This is a genomic window from Micromonospora sp. CNB394, assembly GCF_000374985.1.
Taxonomy (GTDB): Bacteria; Actinomycetota; Actinomycetes; order Mycobacteriales; family Micromonosporaceae; genus Micromonospora; species Micromonospora marina.
In genome coordinates, this window is sequence record NZ_KB895848.1 from 30787 (window position 1) to 50450 (window position 19664).

Genomic DNA, 19664 nt, shown 5'->3' on the forward strand with positions numbered 1-19664 from the left:
TCCTCGACATGACGTCGACGCTTCCCGTCGCCACCGGTATCGACACCACCCTCAGCCCGGCCCGCGCCCTGGTCTGCCGTGCCTGTTCGGCGCGGTACCCGCTCGCCGCGCAGCACGCCTGTCACGAGTGTTTCGGGCCGCTGGAGGTCGACTACGACACCGCCGCCCTGGCCACCGTCACCCGCGAGCAGATCGAGGCCGGCCCGGGCAACATCTGGCGGTACGCGGCGCTGCTGCCGGCCGGTCAGGACCCGGCCGCCCGGGTCACGCTCGACCCGGGGCTGACGCCGCTGGTCGCCGCCCCGCACCTCGCGGCCGAGCTGGGGCTCACCGCGCCGCTCTGGGTCAAGGACGACAGCGCGAACCCCACCCACTCGTTCAAGGACCGGGTCGTGTCGGTGGCACTCACCGCGGCCCGCGCGCTCGGCTTCACCCGCTACGCCTGCGCCTCCACCGGCAACCTCGCCAACTCGGTCGCGGCGCACGCGGCCCGGGCGGGCGTGCCGTCGGTCGTCTTCATCCCCGGCGACCTGGAGCAGGGCAAGGTCGTCACCACCGCGGTCTACGGCGGCGACCTGGTCGCCATCGACGGCTCGTACGACGACGTGAACCGGCTCTGCGGCGAACTGGTGGAGACCGACGAGTTCGAGGACACCGCGTTCGTCAACGTGAACGTGCGGCCCTACTACGCGGAGGGCTCCAAGACGCTCGGCTACGAGGTGGCCGAGCAACTGGGCTGGCGGATCCCGGCCCAGGTGGTCATCCCGATGGCCAGCGGCGAGCTGCTCACCAAGATCGACAAGGCGTTCGCCGAGCTGGTCGAGATCGGGCTGGTCGAGGCGCCGGCCGGCGGCTGGAAGGTATTCGGCGCGCAGTCGGCCGGCTGCAACCCGATCGCCACCGCGCTGCACGGCGACACCGACACGATCGTGCCGGTCAAGCCGGGCGGCATCGCCAAGTCGCTGAACATCGGCGACCCGGCGGCCGGGCTGTACGCGCTGGAGGCCGTGCGGCGTACCGGCGGCTGGATGGACTACGCCGACGACGACGAGATCCGCGCGGGCATCCGGCTGCTCGCCCGTACCACAGGGGTGTTCGCCGAGACGGCGGGCGGCGTGACGGTCGCGGTGCTGCGCAAGCTGATCGAGTCGGGTCGGCTCGACCCGGCCGCCGAGACGGTGGTGTTCAACACCGGCGAGGGTCTGAAGACGCTCGACGCGGTGGCCGCCCAGGTCGGTCCCACGCACCGCATCAAGCCCAGCCTCCGCGCCGCCCGCGACGCCGGCCTCCTGGCCTGACCGCCGCGGGGGGCCGGCCGGGCGGGGGAGGTGGGCTCGCCCGGGTGGGGGATCGGGTGAGACCGGTGGGTAACCGGTGATGTGCGGTGAGTGCCAGAAAACCGCCCTCAAGGACTTGACGGCAGGAACCGGACGGCGCAAGATGCTTCGTGCGGGAGGGCATCCGCCGGAGACTTTTCAAGTTCTTGCGACCCAACGCCGGAGGCGTTGTGCGGACGTCCCTCCCGACCAACGTCCAAAGAGGCCAGCGGAAATCCGCTGGCCTCTTTGCTGTGTCCGGCGCACCCTCGGTGACATGACGCTCACCGTGACGCCGCTGGATCCCGCCGACCGGCAGACGCTCGACGCGGTGTACCGGATCGCCTGTGCGGCACGAGCCGTCGACGAGCCGGACCTGCCCGACCCCTGCCGGCGGCGGTTCGAGGCGCCGCTGTGGCACCCGATGCCCGGCATCGACACGCGCTGGCTGGTGGCCCGCCTCGCCGGGACGCCCGCCGGGTGGCTCCGGCTCTACCTGCACACGATCGACAACACCGAGAACGCCAGCGTCGAACTCACTGTCGACCCGGCGTACCGGCGGCAGGGCATCGGGCGCACGCTGCACGAACACGGCGTCCGGCTGCTGCGGGAGCACGGCGGCGAACGCCTCGTCGGCTCCACCGTCGCCGCGCTGCCCGGCGAGGAGGGGCGGATCTTCCCCGGTGCCGCGTTCGCCGCCGCCATGGGCGCCAGGCCGGCGCTTGCCGACGTCCGCCGCCGCCTCGACGTGGCCGGGCTCGACCGCGACCGGCTCGCCGCGTTACTCGCCGGGGCCCGTGCCGCGGCGACCGGCTACCGGCCGGTGCGGTGGCGCGACCACACGCCCGAGGAGTACGTCGCGGACGTCGCCTACCTGGAGGGCCGGCTGCTGCTCGACGCGCCGATGGGCGAGCTGGGCTGGGAGCCGGAGCAGATGGACGCGGCGCGGGTGCGGGACGCGGAGCGGGCGCTCGATGCCCGGGGCGTACGCCGCTACAACACCGGGGTGGTGCACGAGGCGACCGGCCGGCTGGTCGGATGGACCCAGCTCGGCCTGGACGCGAGCAGCACCGACCATGCCTGGCAGGAGATCACCCTCGCCGACCCCGCCCACCGCGGCCACCGGCTCGGCCTGCTCTGCAAGGCCGGGAACCTGGCGTACGCGTTGGCGCACGAACCGGCGTTGCGGGCCGTCGACACCTGGAACGCAGCCGTGAACCGGCACATGATCGCGATCAACGAACGGCTCGGCTTCCGCCCGGCCGCCGGCTCGATCGACTGGCAGTCGACCATCTGAGTTGTGACACGCCCCTACTGATCTGGTGCCTTTCTGTTGCATGATGGCGGGCATGACGGAGACCCCGCACCCCCTGTACGACAGGCACCGCGAGACCCTCGACCGGGCGCTGACCGCCATCGCGGAGCGCGGGTACTGGTCGGCCTACCCCGAGTCGCCCAGCCCCCGGGTGTACGGCGAGACCGCCGCCGCCGACGGCAAGGCCGCCTTCGAGGCGTACCTGGGCGGGGACTTCCCGCTCGACCAGGCCGGTGACGGCACCGGCGTGGCCACCGAGGTCAGCCCGTTCGGGGTGGCGCTGGACGTGCGCTACCCGCACGCCGGCGCCGACCAGCTGGTGTCCGCCGCGAGCGCCGCGCTGCCCGCCTGGCGCGACGCGGGCCCACCGGCCCGGGCCGGTGTCTGCCTGGAGATCCTGGACCGGCTGCACAAGAACATCTTCGAGCTGGCGAACGCGGTGCAGTTCACCAGCGGCCAGGCGTTCGTGATGGCGTTCCAGGCCGGTGGCGCGCACGCGCTGGACCGGGCGCTGGAGGCGGTCGCCTACGCGTACGCCGAGATGACCCGCCACCCGGGGACCGCCGGCTGGGAGAAGGCCGCCGGCAAGGGCGACCCGCTGCGGATGGCCAAGACGTTCCACGTGGTGCCGCGCGGGGTCGCGCTTGTCATCGGCTGCAACACGTTCCCGACCTGGAACTCGTACCCCGGTCTGTTCGCCTCGCTGGCCACCGGCAACCCGGTGGTCGTGAAGCCGCACCCGCGCGCCGTGCTGCCGCTGGCGATCACCGTCAGGTACGCCCGCCAGGTGCTCGCCGAGGCCGGCTTCGACCCGAACCTGGTGCAGCTCGCCCCCGAGACGGACGGCGAGAAGCTCGCCACCACGCTGGCCCTGCACCCGGCCGTGAAGATCGTCGACTTCACCGGTTCCACCGAGTACGGCGACTGGCTGGAGGCGAACGCCCGGCAGGCCGCCGTCTACACCGAGAAGGCCGGCCTGAACACGGTGGTGATCGACTCCACCGACGACTTCGCCGGGCTCTGCCGCAACCTCGGCTTCACGCTGACGCTGTACAGCGGCCAGATGTGCACCACCTCGCAGAACCTGCTGATCCCGCGCGACGGGATCGATACCGACCAGGGTCACAAGAGCTTCGACGAGGTCGCGGCCGGGATCGCCGCCGCGGTCGCCAAGCTGACCGCCGACCCGGCCCGGGGGGTCGAGCTGACCGGCGCGATCGTCAACGACGGCGTGCTGGAGCGGCTGGCGGAGGTCACCAAGGTCGGCGAGCCGGTGCTGGAGTCGCGCACCGTCGAGCACCCGTCCTTCCCCGGCGCGGTGGTGCGAACGCCGACCGTGGTGAAGCTGGACGCCTCCGACACCGCCACCTACTCGCGGGAGTGGTTCGGGCCGATCTCGTTCGCCATCGCCACCGACTCCACCGAGCACAGCCTGCGCATCCTGCGCGAGACGGTGGGGGAGAAGGGCGCGCTGACCGCGGGCGTCTACTCCACCGACGAGGCGGTGCTGGACGCGGCCGAGGCGGCGGCGATCGATGCCGGGGTGCACCTGTCCTGCAACCTGACCGGCGGGGTGTTCGTCAACCAATCGGCGGCGTTCTCCGACTTCCACGGCTCGGGCGCGAACGCGGCGGCCAACTCGGCGTTGACCGACGGCGCGTACGTGGCCAACCGGTTCCGCATCGTGCAGAGCCGCCGGCACGTCTGAGAAGGAGGGGCCCCTTCTTAACGCCTCCGGTAGAGGAGGGGCCCCTTGTTAACGCGCGCGCTCAGGCCGGCCGGCGCATCTGGAGTTCGTGCAGGCCGGTGATCCGGGGGTGCGGCACCCGTACCCCGGTGTCCACGAAGCCCAACTTCTGATAGGCCCGGTAGGCGCGGTCGTTGCCGACCACCACCTCCATCATCAGCTCGGGCCGTCCACAGGCGCGCGACCAGGCCGCCACCTCGTCGACGAGCGCCGCCAGCAGGCCGCTGCCCCGCCGGGCCGGCGTCACGTAGACCGCGTAGACGAGCGTCAGGCCCGGCTCGTCCGGCGCGGCGACGCCGCCGGCGTGGCCGACCAGGCGCCCGCCCGGATCGGCCACGAACTGCGCGGTGTGGTCGCCCCGGGAGACGGCCGCGACCCGGGCCGCGACCTCCGTGTGGGGCCGGGCGGCGGCCTCGGCCACTGTCTCCAGGAACGCCAGCGGGGAGTCGGCCAGCATCTCCAGCCGGAGCGCCCGCATCCGGGCGGCGTCCTCGGGCCGGACCCGGCGGACGGTGGTCGTGGTGCTCACGCTGGTCATGCCGCATGCATACCGGACGGCCCGGCGCGGGTGTGCGACAGGCCCGGCCACGGCCCGAAATATGCCCGATTTGCGGTCGTGCGCCGTCGTCACGCCTCGTGTAGCGTGCGATTTCGGTCACCGAATTCAGCATCACCGATCGCTGGACCGGTGCGCCGCCGGTGCCGGTCCGCCGGTTCCCGGGTGTTGGAACGCCGCGCAGAGTGAGGAAGTGCACCGTGGCACAGGGCACCGTGAAGTGGTTCAACGCCGAAAAGGGCTACGGCTTCATCGCCGTCGACGGCGGGCAGGACGTCTTCGTCCACTTCTCCGCGATCGAGATGGACGGCTACAAGGCGCTCGACGACGGCCAGCGCGTCGAGTTCGAGATCGCGCAGGGGCAGAAGGGCCCGCAGGCCGAGCGGGTCCGCCTCATCGCCTGATCCGCGGCGGGCGGCGCTCCCGTGACCGGACCCCGGACCGGGGCTGCGTCGCGGTCGACCACCATGGAAGATCATGAGCCGTTCCAGCCGTCGTCGCTGAGGAGGGCCCATGTCCGATCTGCCCCCGTCGGGTTCCACCGAGCCGGCGGCGTCCGGCCCTCCGGCCGACCCGACCGCACCCCCGCCGCCCGCCGCCGGGCCGGCACCGGGACAGTCGGGGACCACCGGAGGAGTCACGCCCGCCGCCGGCGCGTCCGGCGCCGACCCGTGGGCCGGTCATACCGGCCCCGTGCCGATCGTTCCGGAGTACGACAACCCGCAGCCCGGCGCCCCGAACCCGGCCACCCCGCCCGGATGGACCGCTCCGGGTGACGCGCCACCCGGACCCACCTCACAGGGTTGGAGCGCGCCGGGCACTCCGCCGCAGGGTTGGGACGCGCCCGGCACTCCGCCGCAGGGCTGGAACGGTCCCGCGTACCCGGGCCATCCGATGCCCGGCGCGGCCTACCCGATGCCCGGCGCGGGCTACCCGGTGCCGGCCGGGCCCGGGGCGTACGCGGGCTGGTTCCCCGGCATCGACCCGCAGGATCCGCTCGTCAACCCGCCGCACGCGGGCATCGGTCCCTGGTTCGCCCGCTGCGCCGCCGCGCTGCGGCGCGGCTGGCGGCAACTGCTGCCGATCGTGCTGCTCACGCAGGTCGTCCCGGGGGTGGTGATCGGCGTCCTCACGCTCGTCTTCAGCCCCGAGGGCGAGCTGGCGACCGCCCCGGACGGCGCGCCGGTGCTGCCGGACGGCTTCTGGGGGCAGATGTTCGCCTTCTACGGCGTGCTGCTGTCCGCCGGGCTGATCTTCGGCCTGCTCCAGGCGGTGGGCTGGGCCGCCGGCACCTGGGTGGTCACCCGCCAGGCGGCCGGCGAGCCGACCGGGCTCGGCACCGCCTTCCGGTACGGGCTGCGCCGTGCCCTCGGCCTGTGGGGTTGGACGCTGCTGGTCTCGCTGCTGGTCATGCTCGGCGCCTGTTTCTGCCTGCTGCCCGGCCTCTACGCCGCGTTCGCGCTGGCCCTGTTCGGTCCGGTCTACCTGTTCGAGCGGCGGGAGCCGGTCGGGCGGGCGTGGCGGATGTTCCACAGCCGGTTCGGCATGGTGCTGGGCCGGGTCGCGCTGGTGATGGCGGTCCTGTTCGCGGCGACGGTGCTGGACGCGGTAGTGGGCGGCATCAGCGGGGCGGTGTTCGGCGTCGAGCCGATGAAGGCCGTCGGTACCGCGATCGGCGCCGTGGCGTTCGCCGTTTTCGGCGCCCTGCTGGCCGCCCCGGCCTACCTGGCGCAGCAGGTCGGGCTGGTCGTCACGTACGCCGAGCAGCGGGCTCAGGAAGGCCCGGTGAACGCGGCCCGGCTGGCGGCGGAACTCGGCTGAGCGGGGCTGTCGTGCTTGCACTCGGCTAGGGAGAGTGCTAAACAAGTCATTGGCACTCGCGTACGGTGAGTGCCAGAAGGTCGGGGCGGTAGGGCCACGGTCGCGCCGGTGTCCGAAGGGACGTCGGGGCGGTACGAGGCCGGTCGTCGCGGGCTGTCCGGCCCGACCGAGGAGACGTCGTCGTCGCCAGGTGGCGACGTCCCCAAGGTGCGTACACCAGACGGCCCATCCGGGCATCCGGGTGGCCCGTGAGTGTCCAGGAGGACAACGCCGTATGGCCAAGATGATCGCGTTCGACGAAGAGGCGCGCCGCGGCCTCGAGCGGGGCATGAACCAGCTCGCCGACGCCGTGAAGGTGACCCTCGGCCCCAAGGGCCGCAACGTCGTGCTCGAGAAGAAGTGGGGTGCCCCCACCATCACCAACGATGGTGTGAGCATCGCCAAGGAGATCGAGCTCGAGGACCCGTACGAGAAGATCGGCGCCGAGCTGGTCAAGGAGGTCGCGAAGAAGACCGACGACGTCGCCGGTGACGGCACGACGACGGCGACCGTCCTGGCCCAGGCCCTGGTTCGTGAGGGTCTGCGCAACGTGGCCGCCGGCGCCAACCCGATGGCCCTGAAGCGGGGCATCGAGGCCGCCGTCGCCAACGTCTCGGAGGAGCTGCTCAAGCTCGCCAAGGACGTGGAGACCAAGGAGCAGATCGCCTCCACCGCCTCCATCTCCGCCGCCGACCCCAGCGTCGGCGAGATCATCGCCGAGGCGATGGACAAGGTGGGCAAGGAAGGTGTCATCACCGTCGAGGAGAGCAACACCTTCGGTCTGGAGCTCGAGCTCACCGAGGGCATGCGCTTCGACAAGGGCTACATCTCCGCCTACTTCATGACCGACCCGGAGCGTATGGAGGCCGTCTTCGACGACCCGTACATCCTGATCGTCAACAGCAAGATCTCGTCGGTGAAGGACCTGCTCCCGATCCTGGAGAAGGTCATGCAGTCGGGCAAGCCGCTGCTGATCATCGCCGAGGACCTGGAGGGCGAGGCCCTGGCCACCCTGGTGGTCAACAAGGTCCGTGGCACCTTCAAGTCGGTCGCCGTCAAGGCTCCGGGCTTCGGTGACCGCCGCAAGGCCATGCTGACCGACATCGCCATCCTCACCGGTGGTCAGGTCATCAGCGAGGAGGTCGGTCTCAAGCTGGACGCGACCGGCCTCGAGATGCTGGGCCGCGCCCGCAAGGTCGTGGTGACCAAGGACGAGACCACCATCGTCGACGGTGCCGGCGACGCCGAGCAGATCCAGGGCCGGGTGAACCAGATCCGGGCCGAGATCGACAAGAGCGACTCCGACTACGACCGGGAGAAGCTGCAGGAGCGTCTGGCCAAGCTGGCCGGCGGTGTTGCGGTGATCAAGGTCGGCGCGGCCACCGAGGTCGAGCTGAAGGAGCGCAAGCACCGCATCGAGGACGCCGTCCGCAACGCGAAGGCCGCCGTCGAGGAGGGCATCGTCCCGGGTGGTGGCGTCGCGCTGGTGCAGGCCGGCAAGACCGCCTTCGACAAGCTGGACCTGGCCGGCGACGAGGCGACCGGCGCGCAGATCGTCAAGATCGCGCTGGACGCCCCGCTGCGGCAGATCGCCGTCAACGCCGGCATGGAGGGTGGCGTCGTCGTCGAGCGGGTCCGCAACCTCGACCCGGGTCACGGCCTCAACGCCGCGACCGGCGAGTACGTGGACCTGCTGGCCGCGGGCATCATCGACCCGGCCAAGGTGACCCGTTCCGCGCTGCAGAACGCCGCCTCGATCGCCGCGCTGTTCCTCACCACCGAGGCCGTCGTGGCGGACAAGCCGGAGAAGACCCCGGCCGCCCCGGCCGGTCCGGGTGGCGGGGAGATGGACTTCTGAGTCCAGCTCCACCCAGTACGCCGAAGGGGGCGGGCCGCGTCAGCGGTCCGCCCCCTTTCCGTGTGTCCGGCTCAGGTGGGCAGCGGGCGCTGGTTGCGCCGCTTGTGTGCCCGGTCGTACGGCGGTGGCAGCCGCCTCGGCTCGTCCACGGGCTGCCGTGGCTCCTCGACCGGTGGCCCGTCGCCATCGGCCAGCTCGGCGAGCTGCTCGGCGTCGCCGACGTCGAGCCGGTCGAACGGGAGCTGGCCGGGAAGCTCGTCGGCCGGGCGCCGGGCTGCCGCCGGATCCTCGGCCCGTTCGTCATTCGTGGTCATGCACCGCCTCCTTCGCCATCGACCGTAGAGCCCGGTCGATGGCGAAGGAGGTCGAATGGCGCTATTGACGCCTATGACCCTTTGATGGCTTTCCGGTAGAGGAAGAACACCCGTTCGATCCGGGCGCCGGCCGCGTTCGAGTAGAACGGCACCGGCCCCACCCAGCCGATCTGCGCCGCGGCGATCCCGGCGGCCGCCTGGTCGCGCAGGCAGCGGCGCAGCAGCACGCCACCGATCCCGGAGCCCTCCGCCGCCGGAGCGGTGCCCATCGGCCCGAACCAGCTCGGCCGCGCCGACCCGTACGCGGCGAACCCGAGGATCTCGCCGTCCCGCTCGGCGAGGTGCACACCCGCGTCCGGCCGCCCCACCGAACCGGCCAGCTCACCGTCCCAGGTGCCGCCGAACGTGGACCGGGCGAACGCGGCGAGCGCCGGCAGGTCGTCGGAGCCGGCCCGGCGTACCGTCACGCCCCGCCCGGCCAGCCGCTGCTCGGCCGACCCGGTGGAGCGCAGCGCCGACGACCCCTCGGTCAGCTCGGCGGTCATGTTCCAGGCGGTACGGTCCTGCCGGTAGCCGAGCCGCTGCGCGGCGCAGACCGCCGGGGTGTAGCGCACGTCGATACCCGGCCAGGCGTAGTGCGGCGGGTTGCCGGCGAGCAGCACCTCGGCCGCGCCGAGCGCGCCGAGCCGGCTCTCCGCCTCGGTCAGCAGCGCCCCGCCAACGCCCTGGCGGCGTTCCGTCGGCCCCACCGCGACCAGGTCGACGTGGCCGAGCCGCGGATCGGCCGCCGACAGCGACCCGACGAGTACGCCCACCAGCGCGCCGTCGCGTACCGCGCCGAGGCGCAGCACCGGACGGTCCGCTGCGGCCCGCTCCGACACGGTGACCACCACATCCGACGCCTCGGCCGCGTCCTCCGGCAGGTCGAACGACAGCCGGCACAGCTCGACCACCTCGGGCAGCCGGTCCCGGCCCAGCTCGATGATCTCCACGTCCATGGACGCCGACCCTAGGGCATCGGTGGACCAATGGACAGGGTTGTTAACCGGTCGCCGCCGCCCGGGCCGCGCGCACCGCCGCGTACGCGTCCACCAGCCCGGCGCCGGAGACGTCCTGCGGTCCGCCGCAGGCGTCCGCCCCGCCGGGTGGCGTGACCGGCTGCGCCGTCTCACGCAGGATCGACCGGGTCCGCTCCAGATCCCCGACCAGCGCCGGATTCGCCGACCACATCAGCGCCACCACGCCCGCGACCTGCGGTGTCGCCATCGAGGTGCCGTCCAGGGTGGCGTACCCGCCGCCCGGCATCGCGGACCGCACCGCGGCGCCCGGGGCGACCAGGTCCGGCTTGGCCCGGCCGTCCGGCGCCGGGCCGCGGCTGGAGAACCGGGTGACCCGCCGCTGCCGGTCCACCGCCCCGACGGTAAGCACGTCCGGGTACGGCGCGGGCGGGTCCGCGATCGAGCCGCACGACGGGCCGGTGTTCCCGGCCGCGGCCACCACCAGGATGCCGGCCGCGGTCAGCGCGGCGGTCGCCGGCCGCAGCGCCCCCGGGTCGCATCCCTCCACCGGCGGGCAGCCCCACGAGTTGGTGAGCACGTCCGGGGCGCGCGAGGGACGGCCGTCGGTGAGCGGGTTCCCGCCCTCGGGGAACGGGGCCAGCATGAACTGGAGGCAGTCGAGGTAGCGGGCCGGGTTGCCCATGTTGCGGTCCAGGTTGACGCAGCCGACCCAGCTCGCACCCGGCGCCACGCCGATCCCGTCCCGGCCCACCGCGCTGCCCAGCGTGTGCGTGCCGTGTCCACCCCGGTCGGCCGGGGCGCGGCGGCCCTCCCACGGGTCGTACCAGGAGTCCTCGCCGCCCCGGAAGCCGCCCGCGAGCGCCGGGTGCCGGCCGTCCACCCCGGAGTCGGAGCTGCCCACCACCACGCCGGACCCGGTGACGCCCAGCTCGGACCAGACCCGGTCCGCGCCGATCAGCGAGACGTTCCAGGCCGGCCCGGCCGGCGCCGGCGCGTCGCCGCGCGCCTGCGGGGCGGGCGCGGGCAGCGGGCGCACCCGCTGGCTGACCAGCACCCGGGCCACCTCGGGACGACGGGACAGCCAGGCCCGCACCGCCGGCCCGCCGTCCGTCTCGATGGCGTTCACCAGGTAGTACGGCGTCGGATTCAGCCGCATCCCGGTCAGCGTGCGGCGCAGGTCGCCCTGCGTGCGGCCGGCGGTCGCCACCAGCCGCCGGTAGACCTCCGTCGCCCGGGCGTCCCGCCCGGCCCGGCCCGGCGTCCCGGCCGGCAGGCCGGTCAGGTCGGCCTGCTCGCGCAGCACCACGAGTAGCCGCTCGCCGTGCAGTCCCGGTCGGCCGGGTACGACGTACACCACGGCGACGGCGGCGAGCAGCGCGACGGCGAACAGCGCGGCCGGACCGCGCCGGGGCGCGCGGGCGCGGGACCGGGCGAGCAGTACGCCGTACCCGACAGCCAGCAGGACCGCGACGGCGAACGCCACGCCGGTGCCCACCGCGACCCAGAACGGCACGTCGCGGGTGGCGGACAGCAGAAGGCTGATCTCCTCCGGGTCGGTGAAGGCGAGCGGCCCCAGCAGGGCGAGCCCGACCAGCAGGCGCGCCGACGCGGGCCCGGCCGGGCGGCCCGCGTGGCGGGCCGCCGCCTCCAGCGCGGCCAGCACGAAGCCGAGCGGCGGCAGCAGCAACAGCGCCGGCAACTGCACGCCCGACTGCCCGGCGCCGGCCGCGAGCGGCGTCAACGCCACCCCCGCGACCAGACCGCCGACGAGCACCAGCCGGGCCGGATCCGGCCCGAACGCGGCCCAGAAACCGGCGCCGAGCAGCGCCCCGGCGAGCGCGCCCAGCGCGGCGGCGGCCAGGCCGGCGAGCAGCGTCTCCAGCGCCCCGCCCAGCGCGCCCACCCAGACCCAGGGCAGCAGCACGGCCAGGCCGGCCGCGATCGCCAGCAGCGACACCGGCCCGAACCGGCCCGCTGCGACCGCGCCCGCCACGACCGGTGGCCGGACGCGGCCGAGACGGACGGCGACGAGCGCGAGCACCGCGGCGGTCACCGCGAGCGCGGCCAGGTACGCCTCGTGGTGCACCGGCGGCACCGTCCGTAGCAGCGTGATCACGCCGAGCGCGACCACGGCGGCGGTCCAGGCCCGGCCGCTCGCCCGCAACGCGGGGGAGCGGGGCGCGAGCGCCAACGCCAGCGCCGGAGCGCCGGCCAGCAGCACGGTGACCACCGCGACCACGGGCCAGCCCGCCACCGGCCGGTCCGCGCCGACGACCAGCGCCACCTGGTCGACCAGCCAGCCGGTGAGCTGGCCCGGCACGGTGACCTGCACGATCCACACCCCGGTCGCCACCGCCGCGACCACCGGCCACGGACCGGTCCCGCGTGGCGGCGGTACGGGGGCGGGCGGCGGACCGGTCGGCATGGTCATCACGGTACGGCCGGGCCGTGTCGCCGCGCGCCCGGGACGGTTACCGTGGACTGGTGCGTGACCCGAGTGTGTCCCGATCCACGGCCGGCCGGCTCTCCGCCGAGCGCCGCGCCGACGACCTGCGCCGGCTCCGGGCGGAGCGGTTCGACGTGCTGGTCATCGGCGGTGGCGTGACCGGAGCGGGCGCCGCGCTCGACGCCGCGTCCCGAGGGCTGAAGGTTGCCCTGGTGGAGGCGCGCGACTACGCCGCCGGCACCTCCAGCCGGTCCAGCAAGCTGATCCACGGCGGCCTGCGCTACCTGGAGCAGCTGGAGTTCCACCTGGTCCACGAGGCGCTGACCGAGCGCGGGCTGCTCGCCACCCGGCTCGCGCCGCACCTGGTCCGGCCGGTGCCGATCCTGGTGCCGCTGCCCGCCGAGGGCGGCGCGCGCGACCTGCCCCGGCGGTTCTTCCGCCGCTCCTACTACGGCCTCGGCGTGGCCGCGTACGACGCGTTCGCCGGGGTCTTCGGCGGCGGGCGCGGCATGCCGCTGCACCGGCATCTCACCCGCGAGGGCACCCGCCGGATCTTTCCCAGCCTCCGCCCGGACAAGCTGGCCGGCGCGATCCGCTACTACGACGGCCAGGTCGACGACGCCCGCCTGGTGGTGACGCTGGCCCGCACCGCGGCGAGCCTCGGCGCGACAGTGGTGACGAGCGCCCGCGCGGTCGGCCTGATCCGCCAGGCCCGGGAGGTCACCGGCGTGCGGGTCCGCGACCTGGAGGCGCCCGCCGGTTCGCCGGACGCCGAGTTCGAGGTGCGCGCCCGCACCGTGATCGCCGCCACCGGCGTGTGGAGCGACGACATGTCGCGGATGCTCAACGACGTCGGGCTGCGCCCGAAGCTGCGGGTCCGGGCCTCCAAGGGGGTGCACCTGGTGGTGCCCCGCTCGGCCATCGTCGGCGAGACCGGCCTGATCCTGCGTACCGCGACGAGCGTGCTGTTCGTGATCCCCTGGGGCGGGCACTGGATCATCGGCACCACCGACACGGACTGGCAACTCGACAGGTCCCACCCGGCCGCCACCGCGAGCGACATCGACTACCTGTTGTCGCAGGTGAACGCCGTGCTGGACCGGCCGCTGACCACCGCTGACATCGAGGGCGTCTACGCCGGGCTGCGCCCGCTGCTGGCCGGCGAGGCGGATTCCACCTCCAAGCTCTCCCGCGAGCACGCCGTGGTGGAGCCGATGCTCGGCCTGCTGCTGGTCGCGGGCGGGAAGTACACCACCTACCGGGTGATGGCCTCCGACGTGGTCGACCGCGCGATGCACCGGCTCGGCCGGGTCCGCTCCTCGCGTACCGCCGACCTGCCGCTGCTCGGCGCCGACGGCTACGCGGCCATGTGGCGGGACCGGGCCGACCTGGCCCGCCGGCACGGGGTGGCGGTCGGCGTGGTCGAGCACCTGCTGGAGCGCTACGGCACCCTCACGCTCGACCTGCTCGCCCTGGTCGACGCCGATCCGCTGCTCGGCTCGCCGCTGGCGGGCGCGCCGGAATACCTGGCCGCCGAGGTGACGTACGCCGCCCGCGCCGAGGGCGCGCTGCACCTGGAGGACGTGCTAACCCGGCGTACCCGGATCTCGATCGAGACCAGCCACCGCGGACTGGAGTCGGCGGAGCACGCCGCGGAGTTGATGGGCGCGGTGCTCGGCTGGGACGCGGCGACCCGGGGCCGGGAGGTCGCCCACTACCGGGCACGGGTGCTCGCCGAACGGGAGTCCCAGCTCATGCCGGACGACATCGCGGCCGACGCGGCCCGGCTCGGCGCGCCCGACGTGCGCGGATTCGCGGCCGACCGGGGCATCGACGGGCCGGGCGTCGAACTTCCGGCCTCCCCCAGGTAGTCGATCCCCGACCCGGGCCGCTCGGCCGCTGGTGCGCGCTACCTACGGAAGTGTAGGTTTCCGGGCGTGGTTCGCCCGTCCTGGTTGCGTGTCCCCGCCCTGTGCGTCGTCGGCCTGCTGGCGCTGACCGGCTGCTCCTTCGGCCCGGCCGAGGGCACCACCACACCCGAGGCGGCGGGCACGGCGAGCCCGGCACCGGACGGCAGGCGCGTCTCCCTGGTGCAGCGGCTCGGCGACGGCCCGGTCCGCAGCCTCGACGTGGACCCGTCCGGCCGCTGGCAGTGCCGCGACTGCGCCGGTGACGGCGTGGACGCCACCGGCACGCTCAGCCCGGAGCAGACCCAGCGGCTCCAACGGATGCTCGCCGACCCGGCGATGGCGAAGGAGACCGACGAGGCCCGCAGTTACAAGCAGGGCTGCATCGGCGTGCTGACGTCGACGCTGCTCGTGCCGCCGGACCTGACCGTCACCATCCAGGACTGCCCGGGCGAGCCGAAGCCGAAGGTGGCCTACGACGTGCTGCTGCTCGTCACCCAGGCCACGCCCGCGGAGGACAAGGGCTAGAACATCTTGCCGGGGTTGAGCAGCCCGGCCGGGTCCAGCGCCGCCTTGATCGCCTGGTGCACGCGTACGCCCACCGGGCCGATCTCGCGGGCCAGCCAGTCCCGCTTGAGCAGCCCGACGCCGTGCTCCCCGGTGCAGGTGCCGCCCAGGTCCAGCCCCAGCCGCATGATCTCGTCGAAGGCCCGCCGTCCCCGGGCCAGGCTCCCCGGGTCGGCCCGGTCGACCACGATGTTCGGGTGCATGTTGCCGTCGCCCGCGTGACCGACCACCCCGATCGGCACCTGGCACGCCTGCGCGATCCGGGCCACCCCGTCGAGCAGTTCCGCCAGCCGGCCGCGCGGCACCGCCACGTCGTCGATGACCAGGCCGCCGTTGCCGCCCGGGAACGTCTCCGCCGCGAACCGCTCCATCGCCGGATGGGCCAGCCGCCGCGCCTGGAGCAGCGCCGCTGCCTCGGTCGCGTCGGTGGCCGCGTAGACCTCGTCGGCGCCCGCCGCGATGCACACCTCGGACAGCCGGGCCAGGTCGTCGGCGGCCCGGGCGCCGGTGTCCACCGCCGCGAGCAGCAGCGCCTCGGCGTCGGTGCGCAGACCCATCGGCCGGTACGCCTCGATCGCCCGCAGGTGCGTCCGGTCGAGCAGCTCCAGCAGGCTCGGGGTGAGGCCGCGCTCGGCGATCCCGGCGACCGCGCCACCGGCCGCCGCCACCGTGGGGAAGACCGCGACCAGGGTCAGTGACTCCTCCGGGGCCGGGCGCAACGCCACGGTCACCTCGGTGATCACGCCGAGCGTGCCCTCCGAGCCCACGAAGAGGCGGGTCAGGTCGTACCCGGCGACCCCCTTGGCGGTACGCCGCCCGGTGCGCAGCACCTCGCCGGAGGCGAGCACCACCTCCAGGCCCAGCACGTATTCGCTTGTCACGCCGTACTTCACGCAGCACATGCCGCCGGCGTTGGTGGCCACGTTGCCGCCAATGGTGGAGGACTCCCAGGAGCCGGGATCCGGCGGATACCACAGGCCCCGCTCCCTCACCGCGCGGGCGAGCGCCGCGTTCACCACGCCCGGCTGCACCACGGCGATCCGGCCGACCGGGTCGATCTCCCGCACCGCGTCCATCGCCACCGTGCTCACCACCACGGCGCCGGTGACCGCGTTCGCCGCGCCGGCCAGCCCGGTCCGCGCGCCCTGCGGCACCACGGGTACGCCGTGCCGCCCGGCCGCCCGGACCACAGCCACCACCTCGTCGGTGTCGCGGGGGCGTACCACCGCCAGCGGGGTGCCCGAGTCGCACAGGTCGGCCTCGTCGCGCGCGTGCCCGGCCAGCAGGTCCGGGTCGGTCAGCACGGCGGCGTCGCCGAGCGCGGCCCGCAGGTCGTCGAGGAGGGGATGAGCGGCCATGCCGGGAAGGCTACCGGCGTACCGTCTGTTGCCGTGCAGCGCGCCGTCCGGGTCGTCCGGCGCGACCACGTGACCGGCGGTGAGCAGCACCAGACGGCGTACCCCGGTCACCGTCGCGGCCCGGAGCCCGGCGGCGGTCAGCAACTCGCCGGCCCGGTCGACGCCCGCCGGGTCGGTCGCGCCCGCCGCCCGTGCCCCGCCACCGTGCCGTCAGGTCGTCCCAGGGGTGCAGTCCGCCCCACTCCGGTTCGGGCGGAGGGATTCAGCCGGGGCGGTGCGGGTAGTACCGGCCATGGCCCGGGACGGACGACTGAAGTTCCTGCGTCGCGGCAAGCTGTCCGGCGGGCTGGCGGACCGCGACGGGCAGCGGATCGCCTCCGCGATGGAGGAACTGCGGCACCGGGGCAAGGCGACGCTGCACGACCGGCTGCACCGGGTCCGTACCGCGTTCGGCCTGGCGGTGCAGGCCGGGCTCGCCGCCGGCCTGGCGTACCTGGTCGCGCACCGGTTGCTGAAGAACCCGCAGCCGGTCTTCGCCCCGATCTCCGCTGTCGGCACGCTCGCCGTCTCGCTCGGGCAGCGGTTCCGGCGCACCGTCGAACTGATCGTCGGGGTGGCGGTCGGCGTGCTCGTCGGCGACGCGCTCATCTATTTCGTCGGCACCGGCGCGTGGCAGCTCGCGCTGGTGGTGACCTCGGCCATCCTGCTGAGCATCTTCGCCGGGGCGAGCGTCGCCATCGTCATCCAGGCCGCGGCCACCGGGGTGCTGATCGTGACGCTCAGCCCGTCCACGGAGAACCTGGAGTTCCCCCGCTTCATCGACGCGCTCCTCGGCGGCGGCATCGCGCTGCTGGTCACCGCCGTCCTGCTGCCGCTCAACCCGCTACGGGTGATCAACCGGGCCGCCCGGCCCGCGCTGGACCTGCTCGCCGGCCAGCTCGACGCCTGCGCCGACGCGGTGCGCAGCCGGGACCGGGACGCGGCCCAGCAGGCGCTGTTCCGCCTGCGGGAGAACAAGGAGGAGTTGGCGGCGCTCTCCGAGGCGATCGAGGGAGCCAAGGAGACGAGCACGCTCTCCCCGGCACGCTGGCACCGGCGCAGCGAGCTGACCCACTACGCCGAGGCGGCCGACCCGATCGACCGGGCCATGCGCAACAGCGGCACGCTGATCCGCCGTGCGGTCACCATGATCGAGGACTCCGAACCGGTCCCCGAGCCGATGCCGGACGCGATCGGTCACCTGGCCGAGTCGGTACGCCTGCTCCGGCAGGAGTTCGCCGCCGGGCAGGAGCCGCAGGAGGCCCGCGAACGGTCGCTGCGCGCGGTGAGCGAGGCCGGGCGGGCGTACGCCGAGGGGGTCGGCTTCTCCGGCAGCGTCGTGATCGCCCAGGTGCGTACCACGGCGAGTGACCTGCTGGTGGCCTCCGGGATCGAGCAGGAGGAGGCGAACCGGCTGGTACGGCAGGCGTTCGGTGATGACCGCCAGGGCGAACCCGCAGCCCGGAACCCCGCCGCCCACCCGCCCACGGCCCCACCCGTCGGCTGACCTCGCCCGCGCGCTTCTGTTCGCGTCGCTCGGGCTACGGGAGGTGGGTCAGGGCGGTCAGGCGACCGGCAGGCACTCGCCGCCGCCGCGAGGGACCGGACCGCTCCGGCCGGGCTGTCCGGCACCGGCAGCCGTACCGAGCCGCGCGGCCAGGGCAGCGGGTTGGCGTGGTGCTCGCCGCCGAACGTGATCACGGTGGTGCCGGCGGGTAGCGCCCGGGCCAGCAGGTTCAGCGCGTCGGTGGTGTTCCGCGTGAAGATCACGTGATCGCCGGGACGGGCGCCGATGACGCCGGGGCTTGACGCTGGCACTCGTGACCTGTTCGGGAGCACAGCCCGCACGATGCGACCGGACCAGTGGGTCGTGGGTGACTACGCTGACCGCATGGCCGACACCCCGCCCGGCGCAGCCCCGCCGCCACCGCACGCGCCCGCCGCCCCGCCGGGGGCGCCGACGCCCCGGATGCCGCTGCGCCGGCTCGGCTGGCGACGCTTCCTGGTGCTGGCCGGTGTGGTGCTGCTGATCGCGGCCGGTGCGCTGTTCATGGTGTTCACGCTCGGCGAGAGCCTGGGCGCCGAAGCGCTGCTGGTGGGTGTGATCGCGGCGATCCTGCCGGTGCCGGTGCTGGTCTTCTGCTTCCTCTGGCTCGACCGGTACGAGCCGGAGCCGCTGAAGTACCTGATCTTCTGTTTCGCCTGGGGCGCCTTCGTCTCCACCGCGATCTCGCTGCTGGTGAACACCGGGGCCGCCGGGCTGTTCGACGACTGGGGGCTGCCCGCCGCGCTGACCGCGGTGCTCGTCGCGCCGTTCATCGAGGAGCTGACCAAGGCGGCCGGCCCGCTCCTGGTGCTTGTCTTCCGGCGGCGGGAGTTCTCCGGCATCACCGACGGCCTGGTCTACTGCGGGCTCTCCGCGGTCGGCTTCGCCATGGTGGAGAACATCCTCTACCTGGGCGGCTACGGCTACCGCACCGGCGTCGAGCAGTACGGACCGGCCACCGGCGCGCAGCAGGTGATCGCGATCTTCATCGTCCGGATCCTGCTGTTCGGCTTCGCCCACCCGCTGTTCACCTCGATGACCGGCGTCGGGCTGGGCGTCGCCGCGCGTACCGCGGACCGGCGCGTACGGGTGCTCGCGCCGCTCGCCGGGCTGCTGCTGGCGATGATCCTGCACGGCACCTGGAACCTGCTGCCCTCGCTGGCCCAGGCCACCGGCGAGACCGTGATCGTGCTCTACGGCTACATCGGCGTGATGGTGCCGATCTTCTTCGCGATGGTCGGGCTGGCGGTGTGGCTGCGCGCCTGGGAGGGCCGGCTGACCGAGCGCACGCTGCCGGACTACGTCCGTGCGGGCTGGCTCACCCCGCCCGAGGTGGCGGCGCTGGGCAGCCTGGGCCGGCGGCACGCGGCGCGCACCTGGGCGCGGCGGGTCGCCGGTGACGGCGGGGTACGCGCGATGCGCGGCTACCAGTTCGCCGCGACCCGTCTGGCGCTGCTGCGGGACGGGATGCGCCGAGGGCTGGACCGTAAGCCGGAGGAGCGGGAGCGGACGGCACGGGAGGAACGGGAGCTGCTGGACGCGATCACCGCGTACCGGTCGTTCTTCGTCGGTCGTGACCCGCAGGCGCCGGTCGGGGTCTGGGACGGTCAGCGTTACCACCTGCGGTTCCCGGACGGTTCGCAGCGCCCGGTGGAGGCGCCGGACGACCCGGTGGTGCCGATCCCGGTGGTGCTGGCCCAGCCGCCCGCCTTCCCCCAGGGCGGCTACGGTCCGGGCGGACACGGTCCGGGCGGACACGGTCCGGGCGGACACGGTCCGGGCGCGCCCTGGCACCCCGGGCGCTGAGGCCGGCCGG

Annotated in this window: 15 protein-coding genes and 1 pseudogene; 10 read left to right on the forward strand and 6 right to left on the reverse strand. The window is 74.1% G+C overall.

What is annotated here, in order from left to right:
- Positions 1-8 precede the first annotated feature (8 nt).
- From thrC to paaN, 3 genes are all read left to right on the forward strand, one after another.
- On the forward strand, positions 9-1298 hold the full coding sequence (thrC, locus tag C569_RS0122255; protein WP_018787962.1) for a threonine synthase: 1290 nt from the start codon (positions 9-11) through the stop codon (positions 1296-1298).
- Between the two features lie 295 nt (positions 1299-1593).
- Positions 1594-2613 (forward strand): GNAT family N-acetyltransferase, encoded by a 1020-nt coding sequence (locus C569_RS0122265; protein WP_018787963.1) that lies wholly within the window; start codon positions 1594-1596, stop codon positions 2611-2613.
- A gap of 52 nt (positions 2614-2665) precedes the next feature.
- Positions 2666-4339, forward strand: coding sequence for a phenylacetic acid degradation protein PaaN (gene paaN / locus C569_RS0122270; protein ID WP_018787964.1), 1674 nt, complete (start codon positions 2666-2668; stop codon positions 4337-4339).
- Positions 4340-4400: 61 nt separating this feature from the next.
- Here the strand turns inward: paaN and C569_RS0122275 are convergent, their stop codons facing one another.
- Entirely contained in the window at positions 4401-4916 is a 516-nt protein-coding gene (locus C569_RS0122275) for a GNAT family N-acetyltransferase (RefSeq protein WP_026268499.1), read from the reverse strand.
- Between the two features lie 218 nt (positions 4917-5134).
- Between C569_RS0122275 and C569_RS0122280 the strand changes: the two genes are divergently transcribed.
- From C569_RS0122280 to groL, 3 genes are all read left to right on the forward strand, one after another.
- A complete protein-coding gene (locus C569_RS0122280; protein WP_018787966.1) occupies positions 5135-5338 on the forward strand; it encodes a cold-shock protein in 204 nt (67 codons plus the stop codon).
- Positions 5339-5447: 109 nt separating this feature from the next.
- Positions 5448-6755 carry a hypothetical protein gene (locus tag C569_RS0122285; RefSeq protein ID WP_018787967.1) on the forward strand — a complete coding sequence of 436 codons (1308 nt, stop codon included), beginning with the start codon at positions 5448-5450 and terminating at the stop codon, positions 6753-6755.
- 274 nt (positions 6756-7029) lie between these two features.
- Positions 7030-8652: a chaperonin GroEL gene (groL, locus tag C569_RS0122290; protein ID WP_018787968.1), complete on the forward strand. Its 1623-nt coding sequence runs from the start codon at positions 7030-7032 to the stop codon at positions 8650-8652.
- 71 nt (positions 8653-8723) lie between these two features.
- Here the strand turns inward: groL and C569_RS0122295 are convergent, their stop codons facing one another.
- The 3 genes from C569_RS0122295 to C569_RS0122305 all read right to left on the reverse strand — a co-directional run bounded on the left by C569_RS0122295 (position 8724) and on the right by C569_RS0122305 (position 12410).
- The gene (locus C569_RS0122295; protein WP_018787969.1) at positions 8724-8966 is read right to left on the reverse strand and encodes a hypothetical protein; all 243 of its coding nucleotides are present in this window, start codon (positions 8964-8966) and stop codon (positions 8724-8726) included.
- Between the two features lie 71 nt (positions 8967-9037).
- Entirely contained in the window at positions 9038-9964 is a 927-nt protein-coding gene (locus tag C569_RS0122300) for a GNAT family N-acetyltransferase (protein WP_018787970.1), read from the reverse strand.
- Between the two features lie 43 nt (positions 9965-10007).
- The gene (locus C569_RS0122305; RefSeq protein WP_018787971.1) at positions 10008-12410 is read right to left on the reverse strand and encodes a S8 family serine peptidase; all 2403 of its coding nucleotides are present in this window, start codon (positions 12408-12410) and stop codon (positions 10008-10010) included.
- 74 nt (positions 12411-12484) lie between these two features.
- On the opposite strand from C569_RS0122305, the gene C569_RS0122310 reads away from it, so the two are divergent.
- Together C569_RS0122310 and C569_RS0122315 are read left to right on the forward strand one after the other, a co-directional pair.
- The gene (locus tag C569_RS0122310; protein ID WP_026268501.1) at positions 12485-14302 is read left to right on the forward strand and encodes a glycerol-3-phosphate dehydrogenase/oxidase; all 1818 of its coding nucleotides are present in this window, start codon (positions 12485-12487) and stop codon (positions 14300-14302) included.
- Between the two features lie 66 nt (positions 14303-14368).
- The gene (locus tag C569_RS0122315; protein WP_026268502.1) at positions 14369-14866 is read left to right on the forward strand and encodes a hypothetical protein; all 498 of its coding nucleotides are present in this window, start codon (positions 14369-14371) and stop codon (positions 14864-14866) included.
- On the opposite strand, the gene C569_RS0122320 is transcribed toward C569_RS0122315, so the two are convergent.
- Positions 14863-16263: an FAD-binding oxidoreductase gene (locus C569_RS0122320; RefSeq protein ID WP_026268503.1), complete on the reverse strand. Its 1401-nt coding sequence runs from the start codon at positions 16261-16263 to the stop codon at positions 14863-14865. The two genes, C569_RS0122315 and C569_RS0122320, sit on opposite strands and share 4 nt — an antisense overlap.
- A 292-nt stretch (positions 16264-16555) precedes the next feature.
- Between C569_RS0122320 and C569_RS0122325 the strand changes: the two genes are divergently transcribed.
- Positions 16556-17809: an aromatic acid exporter family protein gene (locus tag C569_RS0122325; RefSeq protein ID WP_018787975.1), complete on the forward strand. Its 1254-nt coding sequence runs from the start codon at positions 16556-16558 to the stop codon at positions 17807-17809.
- A gap of 23 nt (positions 17810-17832) precedes the next feature.
- Here C569_RS0122325 and C569_RS32555 read toward each other — a convergent pair.
- Positions 17833-18096 (reverse strand): annotated as a pseudogene (locus C569_RS32555) (aminotransferase class V-fold PLP-dependent enzyme); the annotation flags it as partial.
- Between the two features lie 55 nt (positions 18097-18151).
- On the opposite strand from C569_RS32555, the gene C569_RS0122335 reads away from it, so the two are divergent.
- Positions 18152-19654 carry a PrsW family intramembrane metalloprotease gene (locus C569_RS0122335; RefSeq protein ID WP_018787976.1) on the forward strand — a complete coding sequence of 501 codons (1503 nt, stop codon included), beginning with the start codon at positions 18152-18154 and terminating at the stop codon, positions 19652-19654.
- Positions 19655-19664 lie beyond the last annotated feature (10 nt).